Genomic DNA, 26160 nt, shown 5'->3' with positions numbered 1-26160 from the left:
GGCGCCAGGCCCTCAACCAATCGCCCGCAGCTTCGCCTTCACTTCGAGAAAATCCCGCCACGCCAGCTTCTTGTGCGCCGGGGCCCGCAGGAGATACGCCGGGTGCAGGGTTGGCATGGCCGGGATGGCGATGCCGGAAGCTGTCGTGTGGACGCGCCAGTTGCCGCGCAGCCGCAAGATGCCTTCCGAAGTGTTGAGCAAGGTCTTGGCTGACGGGCCGCCGAGATTGATCAGCACCTTCGGATTGACCAGCTCGATCTGCCGCTCGATGAACGGCCGGCAGATTTCGGTCTCATGCGGCGTCGGCGTGCGATTGCCCGGCGGCCGCCACGGAATGACGTTGGCGATATAGACCGACGTGCGGTCGAGGCCGATCGCCGCCAGCATTTGGTCGAGCAGCCGGCCCGAGCGACCGACGAAGGGCAGGCCCTCGATGTCCTCGTCGCGGCCGGGGGCTTCGCCCACCAGCATGACGGCGGCCTCCGGGTTGCCGTCGGCGAACACCAGGTTCTTGGCGGTGGCCTTCAGATTGCAGCCGTCGAAGGCCACCATGTGCTGGCGAAGCTCGTCCAGGGTCGTTGCCGTCGTTGCCAGGTGGCGCGCCAGCGCCGCCTGCGCCTCGTCGGGAACCGCAGCGGTTATCGACGGTGCACGCGCCACGGGCGGAAGATTTGCTCTGTCGGCCGGCTCGGGGCGCGACGCGTTCGTCGAACCAGGTGGCGCAACGGCGTCGGTGGACGGCGCCACCGGCCGCTCCGCCGGTTTGGGCGCCTCTGCGAACCGGTTCACCGGCTGGTCTTCAAGCGCCTCGTCGACACCGGCGCTGGCATAAAAGGCCAGCAGGTCGGCAAGGTCCTGTCTGTTGTTTGGGGAAGCGGCAGTCATGGCGGCACATTCGTCCGCATGACGGGAATTTGCAAGGCTGGCCGCTTGCTCTAGCCCGTCGGTATGCGTGGGTCCTGCACCAGATAGAAGGTCCAGCGCGGCGTATAGTCGGTCATCAGGAATTCGAACCTGGCGGTTTTCAGCGGGTCGACTTTACCGTTCTTGAACAGCAGGCGGTCATAGGGTTCGAAATCGCGGTCGAAATCGGCGAAACTGCTCGACCAGATATTGTCGGGTGTCTTGTTGCGCTGGTCGAACGAAAGTCCGTCGCCGAACACGCTTGGCTGGTTCAGGATTTCCTGCAGCTCGAACTGGAATTCAACCCAGGCCTGGCCGCTGTTGTTGAGCACGTCGATGCGCATATACATGACGCCATTGGCGAATTCGCCGGCCTTGCCGAAGGCCTGGATCGGCTTTGTCGTGCGGATGGTGAGCGTTACCGGCGTTGACGAATTCAGCTCTTCGGTGATGACCAGCGGATCGTCCTTGGTGCCGATGCCCGAAGCGCCGGTGATGTGGAAGCCGCCGAGCTCGTCGGAGAAAGAGTAGGCGCCCGTCGCCCAGACTTTCACCTCGTCCGCGGCGACGTGACCCGGTGCCAGCATCGGAAGGGCCAAAAGAAGCGCCCGGCAGGCCCGGCCGGGCGTCGATGGAAAGCGCGTCGATGAAAAGCCGCCTGGCCCAGGAATGCGCATGGCACGAAGTATGGCCGATAAGCGAGCCGTCAAACAATTAAAAACGTAAGCGCAGACGGCTCTGCAAGACGAAAACAGCCACTAGGCCCACGCGATGCGCGACTTTTTGGCCAAAACGGCATTGTCACGTATGCGCCGGTTTCCTGTCGCCAATTGATGCGCTATGCAGCGCGGGAGCCAGCAAGATACCCGAATGGGATAAGCCAGTGCGGAGGGGTAGATGAGCGACATCGAACGCGAAAGCATGGAATTCGACGTGGTCATTGTCGGCGCCGGCCCGGCCGGCCTTGCCGCCGCCATCCGCCTCAAGCAGGTCAATCCCGAACTCTCGGTCGTCGTCCTGGAAAAGGGCGGCGAGGTCGGCGCCCATATCCTCTCCGGCGCCGTCGTCGATCCGATCGGCATCGACCGGCTGCTGCCGGGCTGGCGCGACGAGGAAGGCCATCCTTTCAAGACGCCGGTGACCGACGATCATTTCCTGGTGCTTGGTCCGGCCGGCTCGTTCCGTCTGCCCAATATCCTGATGCCGCCGCTTATGAACAATCACGGCAACTACATCGTTTCGCTGGGCAATGTCTGCCGCTGGTTGGCGACCAAGGCCGAGGCGCTTGGCGTCGAGATCTATCCAGGCTTTGCCGCGGCCGGCTTGCTCTACAATGAGGAAGGCGCCGTCACCGGCGTCGTCACCGGCGACATGGGCGTTGAGAAGGACGGTACGCACGGCCCGGGCTTTGCGCCTGGCATGGCGCTGATGGGCAAATATGTGCTGATCGGCGAGGGCGCGCGCGGTTCGCTCGCCAAGCAGCTGATCGCGAAATACAAGCTGTCCGATGGCCGCGAGCCCGGCAAATACGGCATCGGCCTCAAGGAACTCTGGCAGGTCAAGCCGGAGAACCACCGGCCGGGGCTGGTCCAGCATTCCTTCGGCTGGCCGCTCGACATGAAGACCGGCGGTGGCTCGTTCCTCTACCATCTCGAGGACAACCAGGTGGCGGTCGGCTTCGTCCTCCACCTCAATTACAAGAACCCCTGGCTGTCGCCGTTCGAGGAATTCCAGCGTTTCAAGACGCATCCGGCGATCAGAGGCACCTTCGAGGGTGCCAAGCGCCTCGGCTATGGCGCGCGCGCCATCACCGAAGGTGGCTGGCAGTCGGTGCCGAAACTGTCGTTCCCCGGTGGCGCGCTGATGGGCTGCGCGGCCGGTTTCGTCAACGTGCCGCGCATCAAGGGCTCGCACAATGCGGTGCTGTCCGGCATGCTGGCGGCCGAACATGTCGCCGAGGCGATCGGAGCCGGTCGCGCCAATGACGAGATCTCCTCCTACGAAGCGGCCTGGCGGGCGACCGACATTGGCAAGGACCTGAAGAAGGTGCGCAATGTCAAACCGCTATGGTCGCGCTTTGGCACCATCGTCGGCGTCGGTCTCGGCGGCCTCGATATGTGGCTGAACACGCTGTTCGGCGTCTCGCCCTTCGGCACGCTGAAGCATGGCAAGGCCGACTTTGCGACGCTTGAGCCTGCCGCCCAGCACCAGAAGATCGCCTATCCGAAGCCCGACGGCGTGCTGACCTTCGACCGCTTGTCCTCGGTGTTCCTGTCGAACACCAATCACGACGAAAACGAGCCGGTGCATCTGCTGGTCGGCGACATGGCCCTGCAGCAGCGCTCCGAACACGATGTCTTTGCCGGACCCTCGACGCGCTATTGTCCGGCCGGCGTTTATGAGTGGGTAGACAAGGATGGCAACGCCGCCGCCGATCCGGCGGCGAAGGATGTGCGCTTCGTTATCAACGCGCAGAACTGCGTCCACTGCAAGACCTGCGACATCAAGGATCCGAACCAGAACATCAACTGGGTCCCGCCACAGGGCGGCGAGGGCCCGGTCTACCAAGGCATGTGAGACCCGCGCCGGCGGCACTCTGCCGCCAGTCAACTCGTCGTCGTTGGAAAGGAGCCGGATATGCGCTTGCTCATTCTTTCAGGTCTGGCGATCGTCGGCGCCTTGTGCGGTTCCGCGACGGCTGCATCGGCAGGCGTAAAAATCCTGGTCAAGACGCAGACATACGACATCTCCGGCAAGACCGGAGAGGCTCTGATCGAGTCCATGGACCGCAACGGGCCGAGGCATGGCTTCATGGCTCGCGCCATCGCACAGACCAGCTATACAAAGGCTTGGGAGTTCGACCTTGTTGAGGTCAAGGGCACCTGCCGCATCGGGCAAGTCAACGGAACGCTCAACCTGAATTTTACCTACCCCCGTGTCGCGTCCGCCCTCCCGCCGGCCCTCGACAAGCGCTGGGCGCGTTTCTTCGCCGGCGTTCGCACGCATGAGGAGACCCATGGCGACATTGCCAGGCAGATGATGCGTGCGACCGAGAAGTCGCTCAGGGGCCTGACAGTCCCCAATGACTCCCAGTGTTCCAAGGCACGGCGTGAGGCGCGGCGGCGGATCGACGCGGTTTTTGTCGACTATGAAGCCAGGCAGAATGCCTTCGACGCGCGCGAACACCGGGAAGGCGGTCACGTGGAATATCTGGTCGAGGCCCTGGAGCGGCCTTAGAGCCGGATGGTTTCAGGTCGAATCGACCTGAAACCTGAATCCGCCTCTAACTCAAAGAGATAGAGCATGATGTCGTCCGAAAACCGCTTCACACTTTTCGGCATCATGCTCTAGGGCCAAAAACTCACTCAAATTGGCTGCCCGATCGACGGGAACGAGCACAGAGCGCCAAGCTTGACAGTCAAATGGTCCGTTCCATCAGGACGGACTGCAACATCGGCCCGGGGCCAATGCGCACTTCGATCCGCCCTACCGAGCTGAAGCCCAAGGCTGCATAGAACCCCTCTGCGTTGAGGCTTGACTGGCATTCGAAGCGGCGCACACCGGACGAGCGTGCATCTTCTTCGCAACGCCGGTAAAGCTGGCGCCCGATCCCGCGGCCCAGCCATTCGGGACGAGTGGCGAAATGTCGGATGTGCGCGAGTTCGGGCTTCACCTCGGAGCTTCCCGGACGTTCCCGGGACCAACCGCCGCAGCCGGCGGCAAAGCCATCTTCATTGACCGCGAGATAGTAGGTGCCAGCCGAAAGCAGCGCAGGGTTTGCGCGAGTGATCAAAGGCAGCGCAGCTTCAAGAGTGGTCTGATCGTATGCCGTGCGCATCAGGCCGGGGTATGAAGCGAGAAGCAACTCGCTTACCCCAGGCTCGTCCTCTGGCGTGGCGGGTCTGACGATGAAGGTGGGGGACATGCACAGCACCCCGTATGTTGAACGGGCCGACCTTCGGCGGACCATCGAGCCATGTCAAATCGAACACGCCAAGGGTCCAAACTCTGACCGTAGGGCATGATCCCAAAAAGTGGAATCCGGTTGTCGGAAGGACCATTTTCAAACGGCCTCTAACCCCGATATCCGTTTTGCGAATTTCCGGCCGATATCAGCGACACAGTCGCGGTCTCGCGTTCGTCGGTCGGCTTCTGCTCGTTCAGCCTGAGCGAGAACTCGACCAGCACCGGCAGATGGTCGGAGCCGGTTTCTTCCAGCCGTGTCGCGGAATGAATGGTCACCCCGCCCTTGCTGAAAACCTGGTCGATCGGCAGGCCGGCGAAACGCCGCAGGAAGTCCGGCAGCTTGATGTATGTCCAGGTCGGTCCGGCGGATGGCATGACGGTCAGCCCGCCGAGCGCGGCGACGCGGCGCACTGCGGCGCTCCATGGCACGGCGTTGCAGTCGCCCGCCATGATGGCTGTCTCGCCGAGCGATGAGAGCGATTCGGTAAGCTCACCGATCTGCCAGTGCTGCTCGCGTGGCCAAGGCCAGCTGAGATGGATCGCCGCGACATCGACGCCAATGCCGCCGAAGTCGACGGTCGCTGTCGCCATGGCGCCGCGCCGTTCGCAATGCGGTTCGGTGCCGGCGGCAAAGGGCCGCCGCGAGAGCAACGCGACGCCGAATATGCCGTTGGGGTAGGGGCAGAGGATCCGGTATGGATAGGCGCTGCTGATATAGCCAAGCTCGGTCGTCCACATCGCGGACACCTCGTCGAGGGTGATCACGTCGGGATTGGTCCGGCCGATCAGCGACAGCACCTTCTTCGGCGTTGGATTGTCGTAGCGCAGGTTCATCTGCAGCAGCTTGTAGACCATCTGGCCAGCCGGCTTGGCGACCGCTTCCACAGGCCACAGCTGCGGCAGCGCGCTGATTGTCGTGGCAAAGGCCGCCACGGCAAAGAGCAACGCAGCGGCGGCTTGCAGGCGAAATGTCGTGGCCAGCAGCGGCAGCGCGCAAAGCGCCATCAGCACGGCAAGATGAACGCGGAAATGCGAGAAGGAATCGAAGGCCGGGTGCAAGGCGCCGAAGAACCCGGCGACCAGGGCAACCGAGAACATCATCATCGCGATGAATGCCAGTGAAGCTGCCATGTCTCGACTGCGTCTCATCGGCTCAGGTCTGCACGGGTTGCCAACTATGATGCTGCACGGTTATCGGCAAAAATGCGGCCCAATCAAGATGACTGGATGCCCAATGCATGTCGCCCAAAAGTGCCTAGTGGTTTCAACGAGACACGCTCTAGGCGATGCGCGATCGGCCTATTGGAACGCCGTCTCCGAAAAACTTCTCAGCTTGCGGGAATGCAGCCGCTCCATAGGCATTTCCGCGAGTTTCTCCATAGCCCGGATGCCGATGGTCAGGTGCTGCGCCACCTGCCGCTTGTAGAACTCGGTCGCCATGCCGGGCAGCTTCAATTCGCCATGCAGGGGTTTGTCCGAAACGCACAGCAGCGTGCCGTAGGGCACGCGGAAGCGGAAGCCGTTGGCCGCGATGGTCGCCGATTCCATATCGAGCGCGATGGCGCGCGACTGCGACAGACGCTGCACCGGTCCGCGCTGGTCACGCAGCTCCCAGTTGCGGTTGTCGATGGTGGCGACGGTACCGGTGCGCATGATGCGCTTGAGGTCATAGCCAGACAGGCCGGTGACTTCGGCAACCGCCTCCTGCAGCGCAACCTGGATCTCGGCCAGCGGCGGGATCGGCACCCAGACCGGAAGATCGTCGTCGAGAACGTGATCCTCGCGCACATAGGCATGCGCCAGCACATAGTCGCCAAGCGCCTGGGTGTTGCGCAGCCCGGCGCAGTGGCCAAGCATGACCCAGGCATGCGGCCTCAGCACCGCGATATGGTCGGTAATCGTCTTGGCGTTGGAAGGCCCGACGCCGATATTGACCATGGTGATGCCGCCATGGTTCGGCTTCTTCAGATGATAGGCCGGCATCTGCGGCAGACGTGGCGGCGCAACCCCTTCGCTGGGTGCGCTTTGCCCGCCCTTGGTGATGACATTGCCCGGCTCGACGAATTCGCTATATCCGCCGCCGCCGCCGGCCATCAGGTCGCGCGCCCGGGCAACGAACTCGTCGATGTAGAACTGGTAATTGGTGAACAGCACGAAGTTCTGGAAATGCTGCGGCGTGGTCGCCGTATAGTGCGACAGGCGGTGCAGCGAATAGTCGATGCGCTGCGCCGTGAAGGGCGCCAATGGCCGTGGTTCGCCGAAGGCCACTTCGAATGTGCCGTTGGCGATCTGGTCGTCGGTGCCGTCGAGGTCCGGTACGTCGAACAGGTCGCGGATCGGCCGCTTGATGCGCTCGGCGGCAGAGCCGTCGACATGGGTGCCTTCGAGAAAGGCGAAGTGCAGCGGAATAGGGGTAGTCGATTCCGACACGGTGACCGCGACACCATGGTTGCGCATGATCAGGCGCAACTGCTCGATCAGGTAGCTCTCGAACAGGCCCGGCTGGGTGACGGTGGTCGAAAAATGTCCCGGCGTCGGCATATGGCCGTAGGCCTGGCGCGAGTCGATCTGGGTGAACGAATTGGTGGTGACGCCGATCTCCGGGTAGAAGGCGCGGTAGCGCTTGCTATTGTCGCCACCCGCTGCCGCCAGCGCCGCAAAGGAATCGCGAAGGAACTTGGTGTTGCGGTCGTACAACGCCTGCAGTGCGGCGACGGCCTTTTTGGGGCTATCAAAGCTTTGCCGGCCAAAAGGCTCCGGCATGACGACCGATTCGATGGCTTGTGGGTAGATTCGCTTTTCCATGGCTCAATATAGAGACTTGGATCGGCACTTGGGAGGGGTGTCGCGACCGAAGGCGGCCAAAGCGTCCTTTTTCTTCAACCGCGCTGCAGGCTGACCAGGAGCACGAAGCCAACGCCTGACTTCCTCAAGGCTGGCGCTTCGATCGTCGAGCCGGCATCGGCGCGCATCATCGGCACAGCCAGAACCGGAGCAGCCAGAACCATCAGGATAAGCGCCGCCCGCGGCAGAAGCCGAAGGGTCTTGAGAGTGTTGGCGGCGATGCGGTTCATGGTGTTCTGCTTTTCTTTTCGAGGTCTTGGTTTCTTTGTTCAGTTGCGAAGGTGGGTGGGGCAGGCGAGGCGACAGGTCCTGGAACTGGCTTCGTCCCAGGCGCGGGCCGGACGGCCCGTTTCGGCGACGAGGATGGCGAAGAACATTCCAAACAGGCTCATCAGCAGGCAGACGATGGTGAAGCGGCGAGCAAGCATTGGGTCGTGTCTCCTTCAACACGCAGGAGAATGCCCGAGCGCGACTGAACCGGCTCTGATGCCGGCGTTCATCTGCGGTTCAAATTGGTTGATCGGATTTTGGCGGTGCCGGCGTCAGGCTGGCCGGCGCAGTGTTAGTCGAACCAGGCACGAGCTCCTCGCGCCTGGACAAATAAAAACGGGGCCTATCGAGGCCCCGTTTTCATGTCGTGAGGATGCGGTCGATCAGAGCTTGTGCCAGGTCTGGCTCTTGCAGATCAGTCCGCCAAGCACGCAGCCGCTCATCTTGAGCGAGGTGCCCGACAATGTCGCCTTGCCTGAATAGGTCTTGTCGTTTGCCGGATCGGTGATGTTGCCGGCATATTTGTTGTCGCCGGCGGCCTTGAGCGAGCCGATGGTCTTGCCGGCAAATTTGCCGGACTTGAGCGTGATGGAAAACGTGTCGCTGCCCGCGATGGCTGCGGTATCTCCCGCCTGTGTCTTCCAATTGCCTTCGATAGGATCGGCGCACGCCGCACCCGCCATGATCAATGTGGCCGCCAGGGCCAGGCTCACTTTTCGAAACATGGTCTTCCTCCCTTTGGATATCCGGCCGACGCTCCGCCCTCGCCGGTCTGCCGCTTACGCAAACGTAAGCTAATCCAGCTCCCGGCAAAACAAAAGTGGTGCCGCCGCGTAAGATTCCGGGATTCTGAAGGCGCCCACGCGGGCCGCACGGGCAAGAAAGGAAAGCATCCGCGGATCGTGTTTGTTTCCCGTGGTTAGCGGAGTGTTGATCCCGGCCACAAAAATTTTCGTCGAATTTGAAGAAAACCGGCCCGATTGCTGGTTTTGTATCCTTAATGAATTTCCGCGTTTACCTCTTGTTTTAGCTTTGTTTTCCTCAAATTAAGCACGCCATTTAACGACGGATTCAAGCCTCCACTGCATTCTCGAAAGCATCGGAAGAGCAGCCCGCAAGGACAAACGAAGGCAGCTCTCGGGAGCCAGACAGGGCCAAGAACAGGGGATTGAAATGGCACGTTTTGAAATGCTTGAAGCAGGCTTCGGCGCCATGGGGGCAACTGCCCAGGCCGACATTCTTTTCGAACTGGGCATGATGTATGCGACCGGCCGCGATTGCGAGACCGATGTCGTTGCCGCCCACAAATGGTTCAACATCGCCGCGATCAAGGGTTCGGCCCGCGCTGCGGAACTGCGCTCCGAACTGTCGGCGGCGATGTCGAAGGTCGAGATCGCCAAGGCGCTTCGCGAAGCCCGCGAATGGATGACCATGCACTGATATCCGCCGACCGCGGATAGACCTATCCAAGACAGGGAAGCCCGGGATCAAGACCGCACAGACGGCCAGACCCGGCGGAATGGAAGGCCCCGCAAGACGGTCGACGACCTGGAGCATGGTTTCGGAACCAGGCTCAAACAAGAGATAAGAAGAACGCGGCAGGCCGGCGAGGCTCAGTCGCGCGATGCGGGGAAGGCGAGCGGGATTTCGGGGCGCGGGGGCGCTTGGGGCCGCTTGACGAGCAAAAAGCCACGACCGGCCGAAACAAGGCTGGCGTGGCTTTTTTGCGTGGATGACGTCTTGCAGGCCCAATCGAGTGCTGCCGATGCGCCTAGACAGGCCCGGTGAAGGATGAAATTGTCCCGCCTCTCTGGAAGAAGCGCGGCCGGGCGGCCGCGCGTGAGTGGAGGAGTTCTATCACCATGAAAAAAATGAGTATTTTGAGCGCGGCCGTTTTTGGCCTGATGATGAGTGCGCCGGTCGCATTCGCCGACGACCTCACCTTTGCGGTGGTCGGTCCGATGACCGGACAACTCGCCACCATCGGCGATCAGTTCAAGCAGGGCGCACAGGCCGCTGCTGACGCGATCAATGCGGCGGGTGGTGTCGACGGTCGCCAGATCAAGCTGAGTATCCAGGACGACCAGTGCGATCCCAAGCAGGCCGTGTCGGTCGCCAACCGCATCGTCGCCGATGGCGTCAAGTTCGTCGATGGCCATGCCTGTTCGGGTTCGAGCATCCCGGCCTCTGCCGTCTATGCCGAAGCCGGCGCCCTGATGATGAGCCCGGCCTCGTCAAACCCGGTGCTGACCGACGCGGCGGCCAAGGCCGGCTGGCCGACGATCATGCGCCTTTATACTCGTGACGATGCGCAGGGTGCCTTCATAGGTCCATGGATCGCCAAGAAGTTTGCCGGCAAGAACGTCGTCGTCCTGCACGACAAGAGCGCCTACGGACAGGGCGTGGCTGACGCCGTCAGGGCAACCATGAATGCCGGTGGCCTCAAAGAGGTGTATTATGACGGCATCAATGCCGGCGAGAAGGACTATTCGGCTCTCGTCACCAAGCTCAAGGATCTGAAGGCGGACGTCGTCTATTTCGGCGGTTATCATCCTGAAGCCGGTCTGATCCTGCGCCAGTCGGCGGAACAGAACCTGAAGTTCCAGCTGATCATGCCGGACTCCATCGCTTCGCCGGAATTCTGGCAGGTTGCCGGCCCGGCCGGCGAGGGCACCATGTTCGTCTTCCCGTCGGATCCACAGGCAAAGCCTGAAGCCAAGGCAGCCGTCGAGAAGATTAAGGCCGGCGGCTTCGTGCCGGAAGGCTTCACGCTGTTCTCCTACGCGGTGGTCCAGGCTTTCGCCGAAGGCGTCAAGCGCGCCGGCAGCGACGATCCGGGCAAGGTTGCCGAAGCGTTGAAGAACGGCACGCCGATCAGCACCGTTGTCGGCAACGTCACCTTCGACGAGAAGGGCGACCTCAAGAACGCCAGCTATGACATCAACCAGTGGCATGACGGCAAGTACGCGCCGATTGCGCAGTAGTCGTCGCCTGGCGACCACATAGCATAAGGAAATGGCCGGTTCGTCCCGGCCATTTTTCTTTGTAATTAGTCGTCCGCTTTCGACTGTCAGCTTGCGGCTGCGGTCGGGGCGCTCTGGTCCTCGACGAACCGCACTAGCACCGTCCCATCGGTGACCTGCGCGCCTTCGGTGGCAATCTCGGCGATCACCCCGTCATGCGGCGCGGCGATGGTGTGCTCCATCTTCATCGCTTCAAGGATCAGCAGCGGCTGGCCCTTGATCACCGCATCGCCTTTGGCCGCGCGCACCAGCTTGACCAGCCCCGGCATCGGCGCGCGCAGGCTGCCGGCGCCTGCCGCCGCCTCATCCGCCCGCGCCAGCGGGTCCGGCACAGTGAAGGTATAGCCAACGGCGCCTTCGAACACCGTGATATGGCCGGGCCAGCGGGCGAGGCGTGGCGTGGCGCGAAAATCATGCGCGTTGGCGTTGTCGTAGGGCTCGTCCAGCGCCACCTGGAACCGCCCGTCCGGTCGCATCGAAACCCTTGCCGCGATATCGATTTCGCCGAACTTCAGCCGTGTGCGGCGGGCCACGCTGTGGAAATGCGCGTAGCCGGCAAGCGACGACCAGGGGTCGCTCGACGCCGGCAATGCGCCGGCACCCGAAGCCGCAAGCGCGGCTGCCGCAACGGTTTCATCGCTCGGCGGCGCGACCTCGGTCAGTGCCGGTTGATGCCGGGCGATCAAGCTGGTGTCGACATCGCCAGCGGCAAAGTCCGGATCGGCGGCCAGAGCGACAAGAAAGGCGGTGTTGACGGTCGAGCCGGCGATCTCGGTTTGCGACAGCGCCGCGCCGAGCGCTTCCAGGGCCGCCTGCCTGTCCTTTGCGTGGACGACCAGCTTGGCGATCATCGGGTCGTAATAGGGCGAGATGGCATCACCGGCCCGCACGCCGGTCTCGATACGCATCGTGGCGCCTTCAGGGGCCGCGTCCGGATACTTCAGATGATGCAAGGTGCCGGTCGCCGGCAGGAACCCCTTTGTCGCATCCTCGGCATAGATGCGCGCCTCGAAGGCATGGCCGGTAAGCGCGATCTCGTTCTGCATCTTCGGCAGCTTTTCGTCGCTGGCGACCCGCAATTGCCACTCGACCAGGTCGGTGCCGGTGACCATTTCGGTGACCGGGTGTTCGACCTGCAGGCGGGTGTTCATTTCCATGAACCAGAAGCGGTCGGCCTTCAGGCCTTGCGAGGCATCGACGATGAACTCGATGGTGCCGGCGCCGGAATAATTGATCGCCTTGGCGGCTTTAACCGCCGCATCCGTCATCGCCTTGCGCAGCGCCGGGGTCATGCCGGGTGCGGGGGCTTCCTCGATCACCTTCTGGTGGCGGCGCTGCGCCGAGCAGTCGCGCTCATAGAGATGTACGGCATTGCCGAAGTTGTCGCCGAACACCTGCACCTCGATATGGCGCGGCTTGTCGACATATTTCTCGACCAGCACGCGGTCATCACCGAAAGCGGCCTTTGCCTCGCGGCGCGCACTGGACAGCGCCTCGGAAAACTCATCGGGATGCTCGACCCGGCGCATGCCCTTGCCGCCGCCGCCGGCACGCGCCTTGATCAGCACGGGATAGCCGATCTCGCGCGCCTTGGAGGCCAGCAGCACGATCTCCTGCGCCTCGCCATGGTAGCCCGGCACCACCGGCACGCCGGCCTTTTCCATCAGCCGCTTGGCGGCATCCTTCAGCCCCATGGCCCGAATCGAGGCCGCCGACGGACCGATGAAAACCAATCCCGCCGCCACCACCTGGTCGACGAAATCGGGGTTTTCCGACAGAAAGCCGTAGCCGGGATGGATGGCTTGCGCGCCCGTCGCCAGGGCTGCGGCGACAATCCTGTCGCCACGCAGATAGCTTTCGCCGATGGGCGAGGGGCCGATGCGCACGGCTTCATCGGCCAACTCGACATGCAGGGATTTCGCATCGGCATCCGAATAGACGGCAACGGTGTGCACGCCCAGCTTGCGAGCCGTGCGGATCACACGACAAGCGATCTCGCCGCGATTGGCGATCAGGATCTTGGCGAACATGGAGCCTCCGTAGCCAGAGTTTGCTTCACGCGAAGCAGGCGTTCCTTTGCGCCCCCGTCTGTTCGGGCAAGCATTTGCTCAACACTGGAGAGCACTCCCTTGCCAGCGAGGTGCTCTCCGCAGTGCCCAGTTCTGTCTACTTGGACGCCGCGATACTGCAGGCGCCGCTGGTCTGGAATTTGTATTTCTTGAGACCTCCCTGGCATGATCTCAGCGCCAGGTCTTCCGCTGCCTTCTGGGTCTTGGCATTCAGGTGGACGCCGCAGATGAAGAACTCTGTCATCCGGGCGATCGGGGTCAAAGCATAAGCTGAATGACCGCTGGCCGCGACATAGGCATTGTAACCCTTCCCACAGCCGCCCATTGTGCCGACGGGGAAGTAAACAGGATAGCGGGTATCGCCCTTGCTTCCTGCCAGCGAGCCGGCCATTCCGGCGCCCGTCATCTCGAATATAAGAAAGCCTGCAAGTATCGAAGTCGCCATCCTCTGGCAATATTTCAGTTTCATTTCCGCCCTGTCCCCATTGCACTGTGCAGGATGAGCGATAGCGAATATTTTGCCGCCCCGCCAGCTCGCCAGCGGAGATTCGAGTTTGCCTATGCTGGTGAATCGGTTGGTCCATGCAGTTCAGCTCTTTCGCAGGGCAGCAACGGCCTGCCGGTATAGTTCAGCCGTTTGGTCGTCGAAGCAGCAAAAAGTGACGGTTTCCGGCATTGTTCGTTTCTCGATGAACGTGCTGACCGTGTCGACGGCGATCTGCGTCGCCTCATCTTTCGGGTAGCGATAGACACCCGTCGAGATCGCCGGAAACGCCACCGTGCGGCAATCATTGGCCGTGGCGAGTTCGAGCGAGCTGAAATAGCAGGAGGCCAGCAGTTCGGCTTCGCCCTTGCCGCCGCCTTGCCAGACCGGCCCGACCGTGTGGATGATGTGCCGCGCCGGAAGTTTGTAGCCCTTGGTGATCTTGGCTTCTCCGACCTTGCATCCGTTCAGCATGCGGCATTCGAACTCGAGCTCACGGCCGGCCGCGCGATGAATAGCGCCATCGACCCCGCCACCACCGAGAAGCGAGGTGTTGGCGGCGTTGACGATGGCGTCGACTATCAGTTTGGTGATGTCGCCGGCATGAACCTGGATCCGCAGATGGTCGTTCATGTCACATCCTGAACACGCCGAAGCGCGTCTCTTCGATCTCGGCGTTGAGCGCGGCGGACAGGCTGAGCGCCAGCACGTCGCGCGTCTTCGCCGGGTCGATGATGCCGTCGTCCCAAAGGCGGGCGGACGAGTAGAGCGGATGGCCCTCATGCTCGTATTTCATCAGGATCGGCTTCTTGAATTTTGCCTCCTCCTCGGCGCCCCATTCGCCGCCCTTGCGCTCGATGCCTTCGCGCTTGACCAAGGCGAGCACCGTCGCTGCCTGCTCGCCGCCCATCACCGAGATGCGGGCGTTCGGCCACATCCACAGGAAGCGCGGTGAATAGGCGCGGCCGCACATGCCGTAATTGCCGGCGCCGAACGAACCGCCGATGATGACAGTCACCTTCGGCACCCTGGCGGTGGCCACCGCCATCACCAGCTTGGCGCCGTCCTTGGCGATGCCGCCCGCTTCGTATTTCCGACCGACCATGAAGCCGGTGATGTTCTGCAGGAAGACCAGCGGGATCTTGCGCTGGCAGCACAATTCGATGAAGTGCGCGCCCTTCAGCGCGCTCTCGGAGAACAGCACGCCATTGTTGGCGATGATGCCGACCGGCATGCCATGGAGATGGGCAAAGCCGGTGATCAGCGTAGTGCCGTAGTTCTGCTTGAACTCGTCGAATTCGGAGCCATCGACGATCCGCGCGATCACTTCGCGCACGTCATAGGGCTGGCGCAGGTCCGTCGGCACGATGCCGTAGAGCTCATCGGCTGCGTGAAGCGGCGGAATCGATTTCTGTAAGTGCAGCTGTACAGTCTTGTTCCGATTCAGGTTTTTGACGATACGGCGGCAGATGGCAAGCGCATGGTCGTCATCCAGCGCATAGTGGTCGGCAACGCCGGAAAGCCGCGTGTGCACGTCCGCGCCACCGAGGTCTTCGGCGCTGACGTCTTCACCAGTGGCCGCTTTCACCAGCGGCGGGCCGCCGAGGAAGATGGTCGCCTGGTTGCGCACCATGATCGTCTCGTCGGACATCGCCGGCACATAGGCGCCGCCCGCCGTGCAGGAACCCATGACGCAGGCGATCTGCGGGATTCCGGCCGCCGACATGTTGGCCTGGTTGTAGAAGATGCGGCCGAAATGCTCGCGATCGGGAAACACCTCGTCCTGGTTGGGCAGATTGGCGCCGCCGCTGTCGACCAGATAGATGCAAGGCAAATTGTTCTGCAGCGCGATCTCCTGCGCCCGCAGATGCTTCTTCACCGTCAGCGGATAATAGGTGCCGCCCTTCACCGTCGCGTCGTTGACGACGACCATGACCTCGGTGCCTTCGACGCGACCGATGCCGGCGATCATGCCGGCCGCGGAAATCTCCTCGCCATACATCGACCATGCGGCGAACTGGCCAATCTCGAGGAAGGGCGAGCCGATGTCCAGCAACTGCGCAAGGCGCTCGCGCGGCAACAGCTTGCCACGCGAGACGTGGCGCTCACGTGCCTCCTCCGAGCCACCGCGCTCGACGCTTGCAGCCTTGTCCGCAATGTCGGCGACCAGCGCCTGCATGCGCTCGGCATTGGCGCGAAAGGTGTCGGAGGACGGGGAGATCTGGGTTTGCAATACCGCCATTGCCAAACTCTACGCTTGAGCCAGGAGCTTGCCGTTACGGCGCTCGAAAATCTTGTCGGACAGCAGATTGAAGCCATCCTTGAATGTAACGTCTATTGTCTGCCTGGCCGCGTTTTGCGCCTTCGGATTGCTTGCGTCAAAGACGAACAATTGGTCACGACGCGGCACCGCGAACAAGACGTCGCCGGGGAATTTCGCACTGATCGAAAGCCAGAATTCATCGAGCAGAACGAGGCTCGTTGAAAGCATCGTATTGCCGTCGACGTAGTACAGATGAAGGATATCGGACCCGCCGTCGGAGACGATTTTGGGCAGCCATTTTTTGACGTTGTTCAGCGCTATAACGCGCAAATCAGACAGCGCCCGTGCGGGGAAATCCTTTGGCGCAACGGGTGATAGCGAGTCGGGAAGGTCGGCCATGTATACGACCGCAAGTTCGCCAACCAACGGCTCATACAGCAGATCCATACCCATCGTTTTGAGTTGATCGATATACTGTTGGGTTCGGATCACGGCGACGAGATTGTTCTCTCCGATCTTGGAGAGTTGAGCTTCCGCCAAAGCTCGGGCAAACCGCTCTATGGCGGCGTCGGCGTCTTCATCGGGGTACGAATTCAAGTAGCCAAACAGGTTCGTGACATCCGACCCTAACTCGACATCGTCGATCTTCGAATTGATCCTCGCCGGATCAGATGGATCCGCAGCCACACTGTCTACACCCGGTTGCCGCCTGATGGCGGCAATCACAAGGTCTCTGAATTCCGCTATGTCGGGAAAGCGCTGCTTCTGTGCCTTGGCTCGCCGCGGCAGGCTGGCAAAGAGCGTGGAAAGAATCATCGACAATAGCCTGCGCCTGTTCACGGGATGCACTGGTCGCGGAACCATCTTTCGCCTCGCCTATCTCCGTATGCCGCAGTGGTTGAAGAGACAGCTATTTGCCGTGGCGAGCAATCCACATTGTCACGGACGCGGTTCCAGTCTTTGCGCGGCGACATCACACCCCCTCCGCCATGATTTCCCGCCCGATCAGCCAGCGGCGGATCTCGCTGGTGCCGGCGCCGATTTCGTAGAGCTTAGCATCGCGCAACAACCGGCCGGTCGGATAGTCGTTGGTGTAGCCATTGCCGCCCAGCAGCTGGAGAGCATCGAGCGCCATCTGCGTTGCCTTTTCCGCGGCAAACAGCACGCAGCCGGCGGCATCCTTGCGCGTCGTCTGGCCGCGATCGCAAGCGGCGGCGACGGCATAGACGTAGGCGCGCGCGGCGTTCATCGTCGTGTACATGTCAGCGAGCTTGCCCTGAACCAGCTGGAATTCGCCGATCGCCTGACCGAACTGCTTGCGCTCGTGCACATAGGGGATCGCCACGTCCAGGCACGCCGCCATCAGGCCGATCGGCCCGCCGGCGAGCACGGTGCGCTCGTAGTCGAGGCCCGACATCAGCACCTCGACGCCGCGGCCTTCCTCATGCAGCACATTGTCGAACGGCACTTCGACATTCTCGAACACCAACTCGCCGGTGTTGGAGCCACGCATGCCGAGCTTGTCGAGTTTCTGCGCCACGGAGAACCCGGCCATCGCTTTCTCGACGATGAAGGCGGTGATGCCACGCGATTTCCGATCCGGATCGGTCTTGGCATAGACGACCAGCGTCCCGGCATCCGGCCCGTTGGTGATCCACATCTTCGTCCCGTTGAGCACATAGCGGTCATTGCGCTTTTCGGCGTGCAGCTTGAGCGAGACGACGTCCGAGCCGGCACCGGATTCCGACATCGCCAGCGCACCGACGCGCTCGCCGGAACACAGGGCAGGGAGAAATTTCTCCTTCTGCGCCGGCGTCGCCCAGCGATTGATCTGGTTGACGCAGAGATTGGAATGGGCGCCGTAGGAAAGGCCGACGGAAGCCGACGCGCGGGAGATCTCCTCGACAGCGATAACATGCGCAAGATAGCCCATGCCGCTGCCGCCGAAATCGGGGTCGGCGGTGATGCCGAGCAGCCCGAGCGCGCCAAGTTCGCCCCACAGATGCGCCGGGAATTCGTTCGAGCGGTCGATATCGGCGGCGACCGGCGCGATCCTGTCCTGGGCGAAGCGCCGCACCATATCGCGCAGCGCCTCGATATCCTCGTCATGCCCGAAGCTGAGCGTGTTCGTGTACATGCCTTCCTCCTGCCCGCATGACCCCGAAGATCCCTCTCGATCTTCGAAGGAGCATACGCGAAATCAAAGTGCCGCGGTGTCTCTCGCGCGTCCGAGGGCGCGCGCGCTGCCATGGGTCGTCTCGCCGGCGGTTTCTGCTCCAACCAGGCGCATTGTCATTGAAAGATATGTCGCCGTCACTTCAGTGATCGACAGCCGCTCGCCCGGCCGAAACCAGACGATGACGCCGGTCATCATCTGGATCAGCGCCATGGCCGTCAGCCCGGTGTCATCGATGTTGAAGACGCCGGCCTCGGCGCCATCGCGCAGGATGGCGCGCAGCTCCTTTTCGTAGGCCGTGCGCAGGCGCAGGATCTGCGTCAGCCTTTCGGGCGACAAGCTGCGCAATTCCATGTTCGACACATGCGTGGCATGCCGACGTTCGATGTGAAAAGCGATGTGGTTTTCGACATAGGCGGCGAGCCGCTGCACGGGATCCGTGCTGGTTGGGCGGGCTGCTTCCCATGCGTCGGTCAGGCCTTCCATATGCTCGCGCATCAGCGTGAACAGAAGCCCTTCCTTGGTCGGAAAATAGCGGTAGAGCGCCGCTGCCTGCACGCCGACTTCAGCGGCGAGCTGGCGCATCGACATCGCCTCGTAGCCAAACCGCGCGATCAGATTGACGGCCGCCTCGCGGATGGTCGCTTCGGTCTTTTCGCCGTCGGATCCGGTGGTGCGCGCCATGTCAGCCCCTTTTTGCGGGACAATAATAAAACGAACGTTCAATTAATTCAAGGGTGCCCGAGCCAAATCCGTCGTCATACGACAATCCTGAACCCAACAGAAGCGTTTCCGGCTGCCAACTCCTCGACGTCGACCCTGGAAACCGACGCCTCGGACGGCCCTTTCCACAGTCGCCCGATCATTGTCGAGACTGCTTCATCGAGGCCTGCAATCTGGGTCGTTACTGATCCGTCCGCTTCATTGCGAACCCAGCCCGCAAGGCCAAGGCTCGTGGCCTCGCCCCGTACCCAGATCCTGAAGCCGACGCCTTGCACATTGCCGTAGACGCGCGCCCGTATTTCCCTGCGATGACCAGCCATGAATCTCTCCTAGCCTGTCTCCGTGGAATCTGGCGCATGGCGTAGGGAATGCAACCTGAATTGCGCGCACGACGTTGGGCGCTTCGGTTTTTGAAAGTTAGTTGACTCAGTCCATTAATTTGGGAAAATGGAGCCGCCATATCGGGGTTGGACGCAGATGTTGGACGAACGCAACGCATTGGTGGCGCAGATCCGCCATTTCAACCGGTTCTACACCCGCACCGTCGGCCTTCTCGACGAGACCTTGACCCAGAGCGCGTTCACCCTGACCGAGGCGCGGGTGCTGTTCGAACTCGGCCGCCACAGCCGCCCGGCTTCGGCCGAGATCGCCGGCGAACGCGGTTTCCTGGCCGGAGCATTTCGGCTGGAGAACGGCCCGGCGGCCTCCGAAATCGCCAGCCAATTGCGTGTCGATGCCGCCTATCTGACGCGGATCTTGCGCAAATTTGCCGGCGAGGGGCTGACCGAGGCCCGGACGGATCCCGCCGACCGGCGCCGAAGGGTTCTCTCGCTGACGTCCAGGGGCGAGGCCGCTCTTGCGAGGCTTCAGGCGGCGGCTGATCGGGACACGGCGCGGCTGATCGAAAGCATCCCCGACGACAGGCTGCACGAACTGGGCGGCGCCTTGCGCAAGGCCGGGGAATTGCTGGGTGATCCCGCCAGCGAAAACGGCGCGGTGACCTTGCGGCCGCACCGCGTCGGCGACGTCGGATGGGTCGTGCAGCGGCAGGCCCAACTCTACGCCGATGAATATGGCTGGAGCATCGAGTTCGAAGCCATGCTTGCCGAAATCGGCGCCGACTTCATTCGCAATTTGGTGCCCGGCCGCGATTTCTGCTGGATTGCCGAACGCGGCAGCGGGGAGCCGGTTGGCGCCGTGTTCCTGGTTCATCTGGACGACGAGGTGGCTAAGCTGAGGATGCTGCACGTCGAGGCGGCGGCACGCGGCCTGGGCATCGGCAAGCGCCTGGTCGCGGAATGCGTGAGCCAGGCCCGCGCGTGCGGCTACAAGCGATTGGTGCTGTGGACCAACGACATCCTCGTCGCGGCGCGCGCGATCTATGAGCGCGCCGGTTTCAGGCTGGTCTCGGAGGAGCGCCACCACAGCTTTGGCAAGGACTTGACCGGCCAGACCTGGGAGCTGGATTTGTAAGCGCGATCCGGCCTTGCATGATCCCGAAAAGTGGGTGCCGGTTTTCGGAAGATCGCGCTGAAACAAGAATGTTCCATCCCGATTCCATCGGGATGGAACAGCTCTAATTCCCTCGTGCCGCCGCCAGCGCGCCGGGCAGTTCCTCGGCGAAAATGTCCAGTTCGTGATCCAGTCCGACGCTAACGCGGATGCAGCGGTCGAGCACTGGTACCATCGGCTTGCGGATGAAGACGTCGCGTGACAGCAGGCCCTGCAGCACTTTCAGCGCGAAGGCGCCGTCGCCACCACAGTCGATGGTGACGAAATTGGTTGCCGAGGCCAGCGGCTTCAGCCCGTTCTGTTCGGCTATGCCGGCGATGCGTTGGCGGCCGGCCGCGACCCGCGCCACCACGTTCCGCAGATAGTCCTGATCGGCAAGCGCCTCGACGCCGGCGATCTGCGCCATGCGGCTGACGCCGTAATGGTTGCGGATCTTCTCGAAATCGCGGATCACCTGGGCCTCGGCCACCGCATAGCCGCAGCGTATTCCGGCGAGCCCGTAGGCCTTCGAGAAGGTGCGCATGCGGATGATGTTCGGCCGCGAGATATCGATCGGCGGCAGTGCCGAGGCTGGTCCGAGTTCGCCATAGGCCTCGTCGAGCACCAGCATGGTGGCTTCCGGCAGCGCCTCGATGAAGCGGATGATCTCGCCCGCCTCCCACCAGCTGCCCATCGGGTTGTCCGGATTGGACAGGTAGACCAGCGGTGCCTTGTCCTTGCGCACAGCCGCGAGCAGGCCGTCCAGGCTTTCCCTGTCGTTCTCATAGGGGACGGTGACCAGCCGTCCGCCGACACCGGCGACATGGAAGTTGAAGGTCGGATAGGCGCCGAGCGAGGTGACCACGGCATCGCCGGGCGCCACATACATGCGTGCCACCAGGCTGAGCAGCCCGTCTATGCCTTCGCCGACCACGACGTTTTCGACCTTGACGCCGTGATGCGCGGCAGCCGCCACCTTCAGGTCGTGATTGTCGGGATCGCAATACATCCACATGTCGCGGGCAATTCCAGCCATGCGCTCGATGACGCGCGGCGAAGGACCAAAACTGCTCTCATTGGCGCCGATGCGAGCGCGAAAAGCGCGGCCACGCTCGCGCTCCTGTGCCTCGGGGCCAACAAAAGGCACCGTCGAGGGAAGCGCTGCGACGAGCGGAGTTAGGGGAGGGTGTGGGCGCATGGAGGAAGCTCGCTTGAAACGGGTCTTCTTGCTAGCCTGCCCGCTTGGTCGGTGCAAGTTGCCCGCGGCCTGCAACCGAAATGCTGGATTCCTTCGTCCCTTTTTGCTAGCGAGGCGCAATGAACAATCGTCTGCCGCCAGCCTGGTCCAAGCACCTGAAGGTCCAAACCGGGCCGAAACCCAAGTTCCCGCAGCAAAATCTGCCGCAAGGAAATCCGCCTTCGCGTACACAGGCAGACGACGCGCTGCTGGAGCAGGCGTATCAGTTTCAGCAGGCCAAGCGGCTTAACGAGGCTCAGGACCTGTGCCTTCGGGTGCTGGCGCGCACGCCCAACCATCCACTCGCCCTGTATATTTTGGGGACCGTGTGCATAGGCTACAACGATGAGGCGGCGTTGCGGTATTTCGCACGCGCACTCAACGAGGAGCCAAAGAACCCCTATTACCACCTTGGCCTGGCCTCGGGCTATGTGAAGGTCAGTGAGTTTTCACCAGCAATCGAGCATATGCAGTATGCCTTGGAGTTGCAGCCGAACCTCGTCGAAGCACTTTGCGCATTGGGCGACGCCTATATCCAGTTTGATAAGCCCGAGATGGCTCTGCCGCTCTATGAAAAGGCGCTGAAGACCAACCGCGATCATCCCAAGGTGCGGACAGGACTGGCCCGCGCGCTCAGCAGCCTGGGGCGCATGGACGAGGCCGCCGTCTATCTTAAGGAAACAATCGAACGTCGCATCGCAGTGCCGACTGCCTACAACGACCTTGTACAGACGCAAAAGTTCACCGAAGAGCCAAAGGAACTCCAGTCCATCATTCGTGAACTCGGCAATGCCAAGCTTGATCCGGACGGTTTGGAGAAGCTCCATCTGGCCGCCGGCAAGGTGCTGAACGATCTCAAGCGCTATAAGGAAGCATTCGGCCATTTCAACAAGGCCAAGCAGGCCTCAGGCCGCATCTTCGACATCGACCAATACCGTCGCTGGACGGACTCGCTGATCGAGACCTTCACGCCTGAGATGCTGGCTGCCAGGTCCGGTTACGGTAATCCTTCGGACGCTCCCGTGTTCGTGGTCGGCATGCCTCGCTCGGGAACGACGCTTACGGAACAGATTTGCGCCAGTCATCCCGATGTCCATGGCGCAGGGGAACTGAGCAAACTCAGACGAGTCGCGAATGCGATCGACCTCAAAAAGTCATCGGCCGGACGTTTAGACCAGGTGATCGCGTCGATCACAAAAGACCTGTCCAGAACGTTGGCCGAAGAGCATCTGACCTATCTGAGGGAGCGGGCACCTTCCGCGCTTCGGATCGTGGATAAGATGCCTCATAATTTCGAACTGATCGGTCTTATCGCCATTCTCTTTCCCAACGCGCGCATCATTCATTGCCGTCGTGACGCCATCGACAATTGCGTCTCTTGTTTTGTCCAGAGATTCGGCGAGGGGCACAGTTACAACGCCGACCTGAAGGCACTCGGCCTGTACTATCGCGAATATGACCGCCTCATGCGGCATTGGAATGAGGTTTTCCCGGGCCTGATCTTCGAGAATCAGTACGAAACGTTGGTCGAGGATCAGGAAGCACAGTCTCGTCGGCTTATAGATTATCTTGGGTTGCCTTGGGACGACGCCTGCCTGCGCTTTTTCGACAGGGATGGTTCGGTCAACACGCCAAGCCGCTGGCAGGTCCGTCAACCGATTTACAAATCGTCCGTCAAACGCTGGAAGAATTATGAAAATGAAATTCAGCCGCTGATTGATGCGTTGGGCGACCTGGCGGACAAATAGTCCCAATTCCGAAACTTGCTAACGAGTTCTGTCCGTGCTGAAGCGCGCAATGCACTCGCGACCTGCGCTCTCGAGGCCGAACCAAAGTTAAGACGGTGAACTGCAGCGCCGCATGGACTGGTCGCACAAAGTGCTGAAAAAAACCCGGCGGTTGCCCGCCGGGTTTCGATTTCGACAAGCCGAAACCCGTTAGAACGAGCGCTGGAAGCGGAGGATACCGCCGACGCTGTTCTTCTTGTCGGCGTTGACCCAGTTGCGATTGTCGGCATCGCCAAACTTGCCATCGTGGTTGTAGTCGACTTCGCCCGTGACCGTGAAGCCGGGGACGATGTCGTAGGCGATGTTGGCCGCGACGCCGACGTTCTTGTCGTCATCAGCCGACACCTGAGCGTTGAACGAGGTATTCTCGTTGAACTTGTAGGTGCCGCCGCCCCACACTGCCCAGTTGCCGCCCCACTGCTTGTAGAAGTTGCGGTCGATGTGATCGTCCGAACCATAACCGCCCATGATCCACAGCGTCAGGGCGTCGGACGCTTTCACGTCCAGGCGAACCTTGCCGGTCCACTCTTCCCAGGTGCTGTCGTAGGATGCCACGCCGGTGATGGCACCCCAGCCCTGCGTGTACTTCACGCCGCCGACGACGTCCGGAACGTAGCTGTCGATGGTGTCGTTGCCGGAAGTCGCGTTGAAGAGATAGTTGCCGGCCCCGTCGAAGGTGGCAGCGCCAGCATCACTGGAGCCTTCTTCGAGTGAGACGACGGCCGAGAAGCCGTTGCCCCCGTCGAAATAGTACTGGACGACATTGGTGTCGAAGCCGCCATAGGGGACGATCGTATCCTGGATGACTTCGCCGGCGTAGCCGATGAASGTRTTGAAGGCCGATTCGTCCTTGCCGACGCGGAGACCACCGAGCTGGATCCAGGCGAAGTTCAGCGTGATGCCTTTGTTGTGGGCATCATTGCCGTATGCGTCGCCATAGCCGTTGGAGTTGCCGAATTGGATGCGGGTTTCGGTGTAGGTCTTCAACGTGCCCAGCTCGGTTTCCTGGCCGGTCCAGGTCTTCAGCGTGAAGCGGGTGTTCTTTGCCCACGTGTCCTGCAGCTTGGGATCGCCAAGCTGGTTTTCGGCACGCGCGCCATCGAACGAGCCGACGTCGCCGCCGCCGATGTCGTAACGGACATAGCCGCCGATGCGCAGGCAGGTTTCGGTGCCGGGGATGTAGAAGTAGCCAGCGCCGTAGACGTCGCAGATCTTGACGTATTCAGCGGGCTCCGGCTCGGCGACGACGACGGCGTCGGCGGCGCGCGCACCGGAAACTGCGAGCAGAGCCGCAGCGGAGCCGAGGAGAAGGCTCTTGATGTTCATTTTCTGACCTCCAGTCAGAATCGAACAAAACAGCGTTGCCTTCAGTGCATTTTTGGCACGGAGTTGCGTTCCGACGGAAACGGATTGCCTGCCTATCTATCTGATTTAATGGGATGGTTTTTGATGGGCCGCCTTCGAGGCAGGCAGAGATGGCGGAGAGGATGGGATTCGAACCCACGAGAAGCTTTTGACCTCTACTCCCTTAGCAGGGGAGCGCCTTCGACCACTCGGCCACCTCTCCGTTGCGCCGCTGGATAAAGAAAACCGCCGGCACAATCAACAAGCCCGCGTCATTATATGGAAAAATAAGAACGCACCGAGCTGCGGCTTTCCTTCGATGCGGCGGTTCTGCGGCAGTTTCCTGGCTGGCGACTCGGCGCCTCGCCATGATTCCGTCGGCCGATCGCCGGATTCGACTGGAAACAAGCGGTTGCAGTGGCCCCAATGGTTAACGAGAGCTTTCTGAGTGAGGCCAAATCGTGTCATTTGTGCAACAACGCCAGGGGATAGCAGCCGAACAGCCCTTTCGCCGGTACGATCGTGGTTGAACGCCGCCGTCTCATGGGTAATGTCGAATTCGAAGGAGCGGCGCGGTGCGCATCTTTTTCGGTAGTGGGGATGGGGCAGGGAACGCTGTCCTTCAGCAAAGAATACCCAGACCCGTTTTTTAACTTTTGACTGGAGGTCAGAAAATGAACATTAAGAGCCTTCTCCTCGGCTCCGCTGCGGCTCTGCTCGCAGTTTCCGGTGCGCGCGCCGCCGACGCCGTCGTCGTCGCCGAGCCGGAGCCCGCTGAATACGTCAAGATCTGCGACGTCTACGGCGCTGGCTACTTCTACATCCCCGGCACCGAAACCTGCCTGCGCATCGGCGGCTATGTCCGTTACGACATCGGCGGCGGCGACGTCGGCTCGTTCGATGGCGCGAGAAGCGCTGATCACATGGATGCCGGTGAGAGCAACGACACCTGGCGCAAGCGGGCCCGTCTCTCGCTGAAGACCTGGACCGGCCAGGAAACCGAACTCGGCACCTTGAAGACCTACACCGAAACCCGCTTCAACTTCAGCAACACCCAGCGCGATACGAGCCCTTACCTCAATGAGGCTGGCAACGARAATGCTTCGCTGAACTTCGCCTGGATCCAGCTCGGTGGTCTCCGCGTTGGTAAGGACGAATCGGCCTTCAACACCTTCATCGGTTACGCCGGCGAAGTCATCCAGGATACGCTGGTTCCCTACGGCGGCTTCGACACCAACGTCATCCAGTACTACTTCGATGCTGGCAACGGTTTCTCGGCCGTGGTTTCGCTCGAAGAAGGCTATGGCCCTTACACGATCGACAGCTACGTTCCGCATGTCGTCGGCGGCCTGAAGTGGGCCCAGGGCTGGGGCGCGATCACCGGCGTCGTCGCTTATGACAGCAACTACGAAGAAGTCTCCTTCAAAGCCCGCTTGGATGTGAAAGCGTCTGACGCTGTCACGCTGTGGGTGATGGCCGGTTACGGCACCGACGACAACCTCAGCGACGGGACCTTGGCTTTCCCGGCTGACGGTCGCGGTATGTACAAGCAGTGGGGCGGCAACTGGGCAGTGTGGGGC

The 26160-nt window shown here is 61.7% G+C and carries 25 protein-coding genes and 1 tRNA gene; 7 read left to right on the top strand and 19 right to left on the bottom strand.

The window, feature by feature from the left end:
• Positions 1–12 precede the first annotated feature (12 nt).
• Positions 13–885 (bottom strand): uracil-DNA glycosylase, encoded by an 873-nt coding sequence (locus AC1D0I_RS20105; protein ID WP_477397215.1) that lies wholly within the window; start codon positions 883–885, stop codon positions 13–15.
• 50 nt (positions 886–935) lie between these two features.
• Entirely contained in the window at positions 936–1580 is a 645-nt protein-coding gene (locus AC1D0I_RS20100) for a hypothetical protein (protein ID WP_095081741.1), read from the bottom strand.
• Positions 1581–1800: 220 nt separating this feature from the next.
• Between AC1D0I_RS20100 and AC1D0I_RS20095 the strand changes: the two genes are divergently transcribed.
• Together AC1D0I_RS20095 and AC1D0I_RS20090 are read left to right on the top strand one after the other, a co-directional pair.
• Positions 1801–3480, top strand: a complete 1680-nt coding sequence (locus AC1D0I_RS20095) for an electron transfer flavoprotein-ubiquinone oxidoreductase (RefSeq protein ID WP_477397213.1) — start codon at positions 1801–1803, stop codon at positions 3478–3480.
• A 60-nt stretch (positions 3481–3540) separates the two neighbouring features.
• Positions 3541–4140, top strand: coding sequence for a DUF922 domain-containing protein (locus AC1D0I_RS20090; RefSeq protein ID WP_477397211.1), 600 nt, complete (start codon positions 3541–3543; stop codon positions 4138–4140).
• Between the two features lie 181 nt (positions 4141–4321).
• Here the strand turns inward: AC1D0I_RS20090 and AC1D0I_RS20085 are convergent, their stop codons facing one another.
• The 6 genes from AC1D0I_RS20085 to AC1D0I_RS20060 form a co-directional block, all read right to left on the bottom strand.
• The gene (locus AC1D0I_RS20085) at positions 4322–4828 is read right to left on the bottom strand and encodes a GNAT family N-acetyltransferase (RefSeq protein ID WP_477397209.1); all 507 of its coding nucleotides are present in this window, start codon (positions 4826–4828) and stop codon (positions 4322–4324) included.
• A 149-nt stretch (positions 4829–4977) separates the two neighbouring features.
• Positions 4978–6000 (bottom strand): endonuclease/exonuclease/phosphatase family protein, encoded by a 1023-nt coding sequence (locus AC1D0I_RS20080; RefSeq protein ID WP_477397207.1) that lies wholly within the window; start codon positions 5998–6000, stop codon positions 4978–4980.
• Positions 6001–6168: 168 nt separating this feature from the next.
• Positions 6169–7632, bottom strand: a complete 1464-nt coding sequence (locus AC1D0I_RS20075; RefSeq protein ID WP_477397269.1) for an AMP nucleosidase — start codon at positions 7630–7632, stop codon at positions 6169–6171.
• 116 nt (positions 7633–7748) lie between these two features.
• Positions 7749–7943: a hypothetical protein gene (locus AC1D0I_RS20070; RefSeq protein ID WP_140717102.1), complete on the bottom strand. Its 195-nt coding sequence runs from the start codon at positions 7941–7943 to the stop codon at positions 7749–7751.
• A 39-nt stretch (positions 7944–7982) separates the two neighbouring features.
• Positions 7983–8141, bottom strand: a complete 159-nt coding sequence (locus AC1D0I_RS20065) for a hypothetical protein (protein ID WP_167458833.1) — start codon at positions 8139–8141, stop codon at positions 7983–7985.
• 225 nt (positions 8142–8366) lie between these two features.
• The gene (locus AC1D0I_RS20060; protein ID WP_095081730.1) at positions 8367–8708 is read right to left on the bottom strand and encodes a DUF2147 domain-containing protein; all 342 of its coding nucleotides are present in this window, start codon (positions 8706–8708) and stop codon (positions 8367–8369) included.
• Positions 8709–9156: 448 nt separating this feature from the next.
• Here AC1D0I_RS20060 and AC1D0I_RS20055 point away from each other — a divergent pair, with 448 nt between their 5' ends.
• Together AC1D0I_RS20055 and AC1D0I_RS20050 are read left to right on the top strand one after the other, a co-directional pair.
• Positions 9157–9423, top strand: coding sequence for an SEL1-like repeat protein (locus tag AC1D0I_RS20055; RefSeq protein WP_010915070.1), 267 nt, complete (start codon positions 9157–9159; stop codon positions 9421–9423).
• A 422-nt stretch (positions 9424–9845) separates the two neighbouring features.
• Positions 9846–10967: an ABC transporter substrate-binding protein gene (locus tag AC1D0I_RS20050; protein ID WP_457153860.1), complete on the top strand. Its 1122-nt coding sequence runs from the start codon at positions 9846–9848 to the stop codon at positions 10965–10967.
• 86 nt (positions 10968–11053) lie between these two features.
• Here AC1D0I_RS20050 and AC1D0I_RS20045 read toward each other — a convergent pair whose 3' ends face one another.
• From AC1D0I_RS20045 to AC1D0I_RS20010, 8 genes are all read right to left on the bottom strand, one after another.
• Positions 11054–13036: an acetyl/propionyl/methylcrotonyl-CoA carboxylase subunit alpha gene (locus AC1D0I_RS20045; RefSeq protein WP_477397205.1), complete on the bottom strand. Its 1983-nt coding sequence runs from the start codon at positions 13034–13036 to the stop codon at positions 11054–11056.
• A 136-nt stretch (positions 13037–13172) separates the two neighbouring features.
• Positions 13173–13544, bottom strand: coding sequence for a hypothetical protein (locus AC1D0I_RS20040; protein ID WP_477397204.1), 372 nt, complete (start codon positions 13542–13544; stop codon positions 13173–13175).
• Positions 13545–13664: 120 nt separating this feature from the next.
• Positions 13665–14192 (bottom strand): O-acetyl-ADP-ribose deacetylase, encoded by a 528-nt coding sequence (locus AC1D0I_RS20035; RefSeq protein WP_477397202.1) that lies wholly within the window; start codon positions 14190–14192, stop codon positions 13665–13667.
• Position 14193: 1 nt separating this feature from the next.
• Positions 14194–15801: a carboxyl transferase domain-containing protein gene (locus tag AC1D0I_RS20030; protein ID WP_477397201.1), complete on the bottom strand. Its 1608-nt coding sequence runs from the start codon at positions 15799–15801 to the stop codon at positions 14194–14196.
• 9 nt (positions 15802–15810) lie between these two features.
• Positions 15811–16638, bottom strand: a complete 828-nt coding sequence (locus tag AC1D0I_RS20025; protein ID WP_477397199.1) for a DUF1444 family protein — start codon at positions 16636–16638, stop codon at positions 15811–15813.
• A gap of 157 nt (positions 16639–16795) precedes the next feature.
• Entirely contained in the window at positions 16796–17959 is a 1164-nt protein-coding gene (locus tag AC1D0I_RS20020; RefSeq protein ID WP_477226228.1) for an isovaleryl-CoA dehydrogenase, read from the bottom strand.
• A 63-nt stretch (positions 17960–18022) separates the two neighbouring features.
• Entirely contained in the window at positions 18023–18682 is a 660-nt protein-coding gene (locus AC1D0I_RS20015) for a TetR/AcrR family transcriptional regulator (RefSeq protein WP_457153681.1), read from the bottom strand.
• 74 nt (positions 18683–18756) lie between these two features.
• Positions 18757–19041 (bottom strand): acylphosphatase, encoded by a 285-nt coding sequence (locus tag AC1D0I_RS20010; RefSeq protein ID WP_457153682.1) that lies wholly within the window; start codon positions 19039–19041, stop codon positions 18757–18759.
• Positions 19042–19198: 157 nt separating this feature from the next.
• Between AC1D0I_RS20010 and AC1D0I_RS20005 the strand changes: the two genes are divergently transcribed.
• Positions 19199–20194, top strand: a complete 996-nt coding sequence (locus AC1D0I_RS20005) for a bifunctional helix-turn-helix transcriptional regulator/GNAT family N-acetyltransferase (RefSeq protein ID WP_477397197.1) — start codon at positions 19199–19201, stop codon at positions 20192–20194.
• A 103-nt stretch (positions 20195–20297) separates the two neighbouring features.
• On the opposite strand, the gene AC1D0I_RS20000 is transcribed toward AC1D0I_RS20005, so the two are convergent.
• On the bottom strand, positions 20298–21410 hold the full coding sequence (locus AC1D0I_RS20000) for a pyridoxal phosphate-dependent aminotransferase (protein WP_477397195.1): 1113 nt from the start codon (positions 21408–21410) through the stop codon (positions 20298–20300).
• Positions 21411–21529: 119 nt separating this feature from the next.
• Between AC1D0I_RS20000 and AC1D0I_RS19995 the strand changes: the two genes are divergently transcribed.
• On the top strand, positions 21530–23197 hold the full coding sequence (locus AC1D0I_RS19995; RefSeq protein WP_477397194.1) for a tetratricopeptide repeat-containing sulfotransferase family protein: 1668 nt from the start codon (positions 21530–21532) through the stop codon (positions 23195–23197).
• A gap of 189 nt (positions 23198–23386) precedes the next feature.
• On the opposite strand, the gene AC1D0I_RS19990 is transcribed toward AC1D0I_RS19995, so the two are convergent.
• Complete coding sequence (locus AC1D0I_RS19990) at positions 23387–24562, bottom strand: porin (RefSeq protein ID WP_477397192.1); 1176 nt, start codon at positions 24560–24562, stop codon at positions 23387–23389.
• 150 nt (positions 24563–24712) lie between these two features.
• Positions 24713–24803, bottom strand: a tRNA-Ser gene (locus tag AC1D0I_RS19985).
• 451 nt (positions 24804–25254) lie between these two features.
• Between AC1D0I_RS19985 and AC1D0I_RS19980 the strand changes: the two genes are divergently transcribed.
• Positions 25255–26160: porin (locus tag AC1D0I_RS19980; RefSeq protein ID WP_477397190.1), on the top strand; the 906-nt coding region annotated here is incomplete at its 3' end.

It is taken from the genome of Mesorhizobium sp. P2_D1, assembly GCF_056404455.1.
This window is presented reverse-complemented; position numbering and strand designations above follow the sequence as displayed.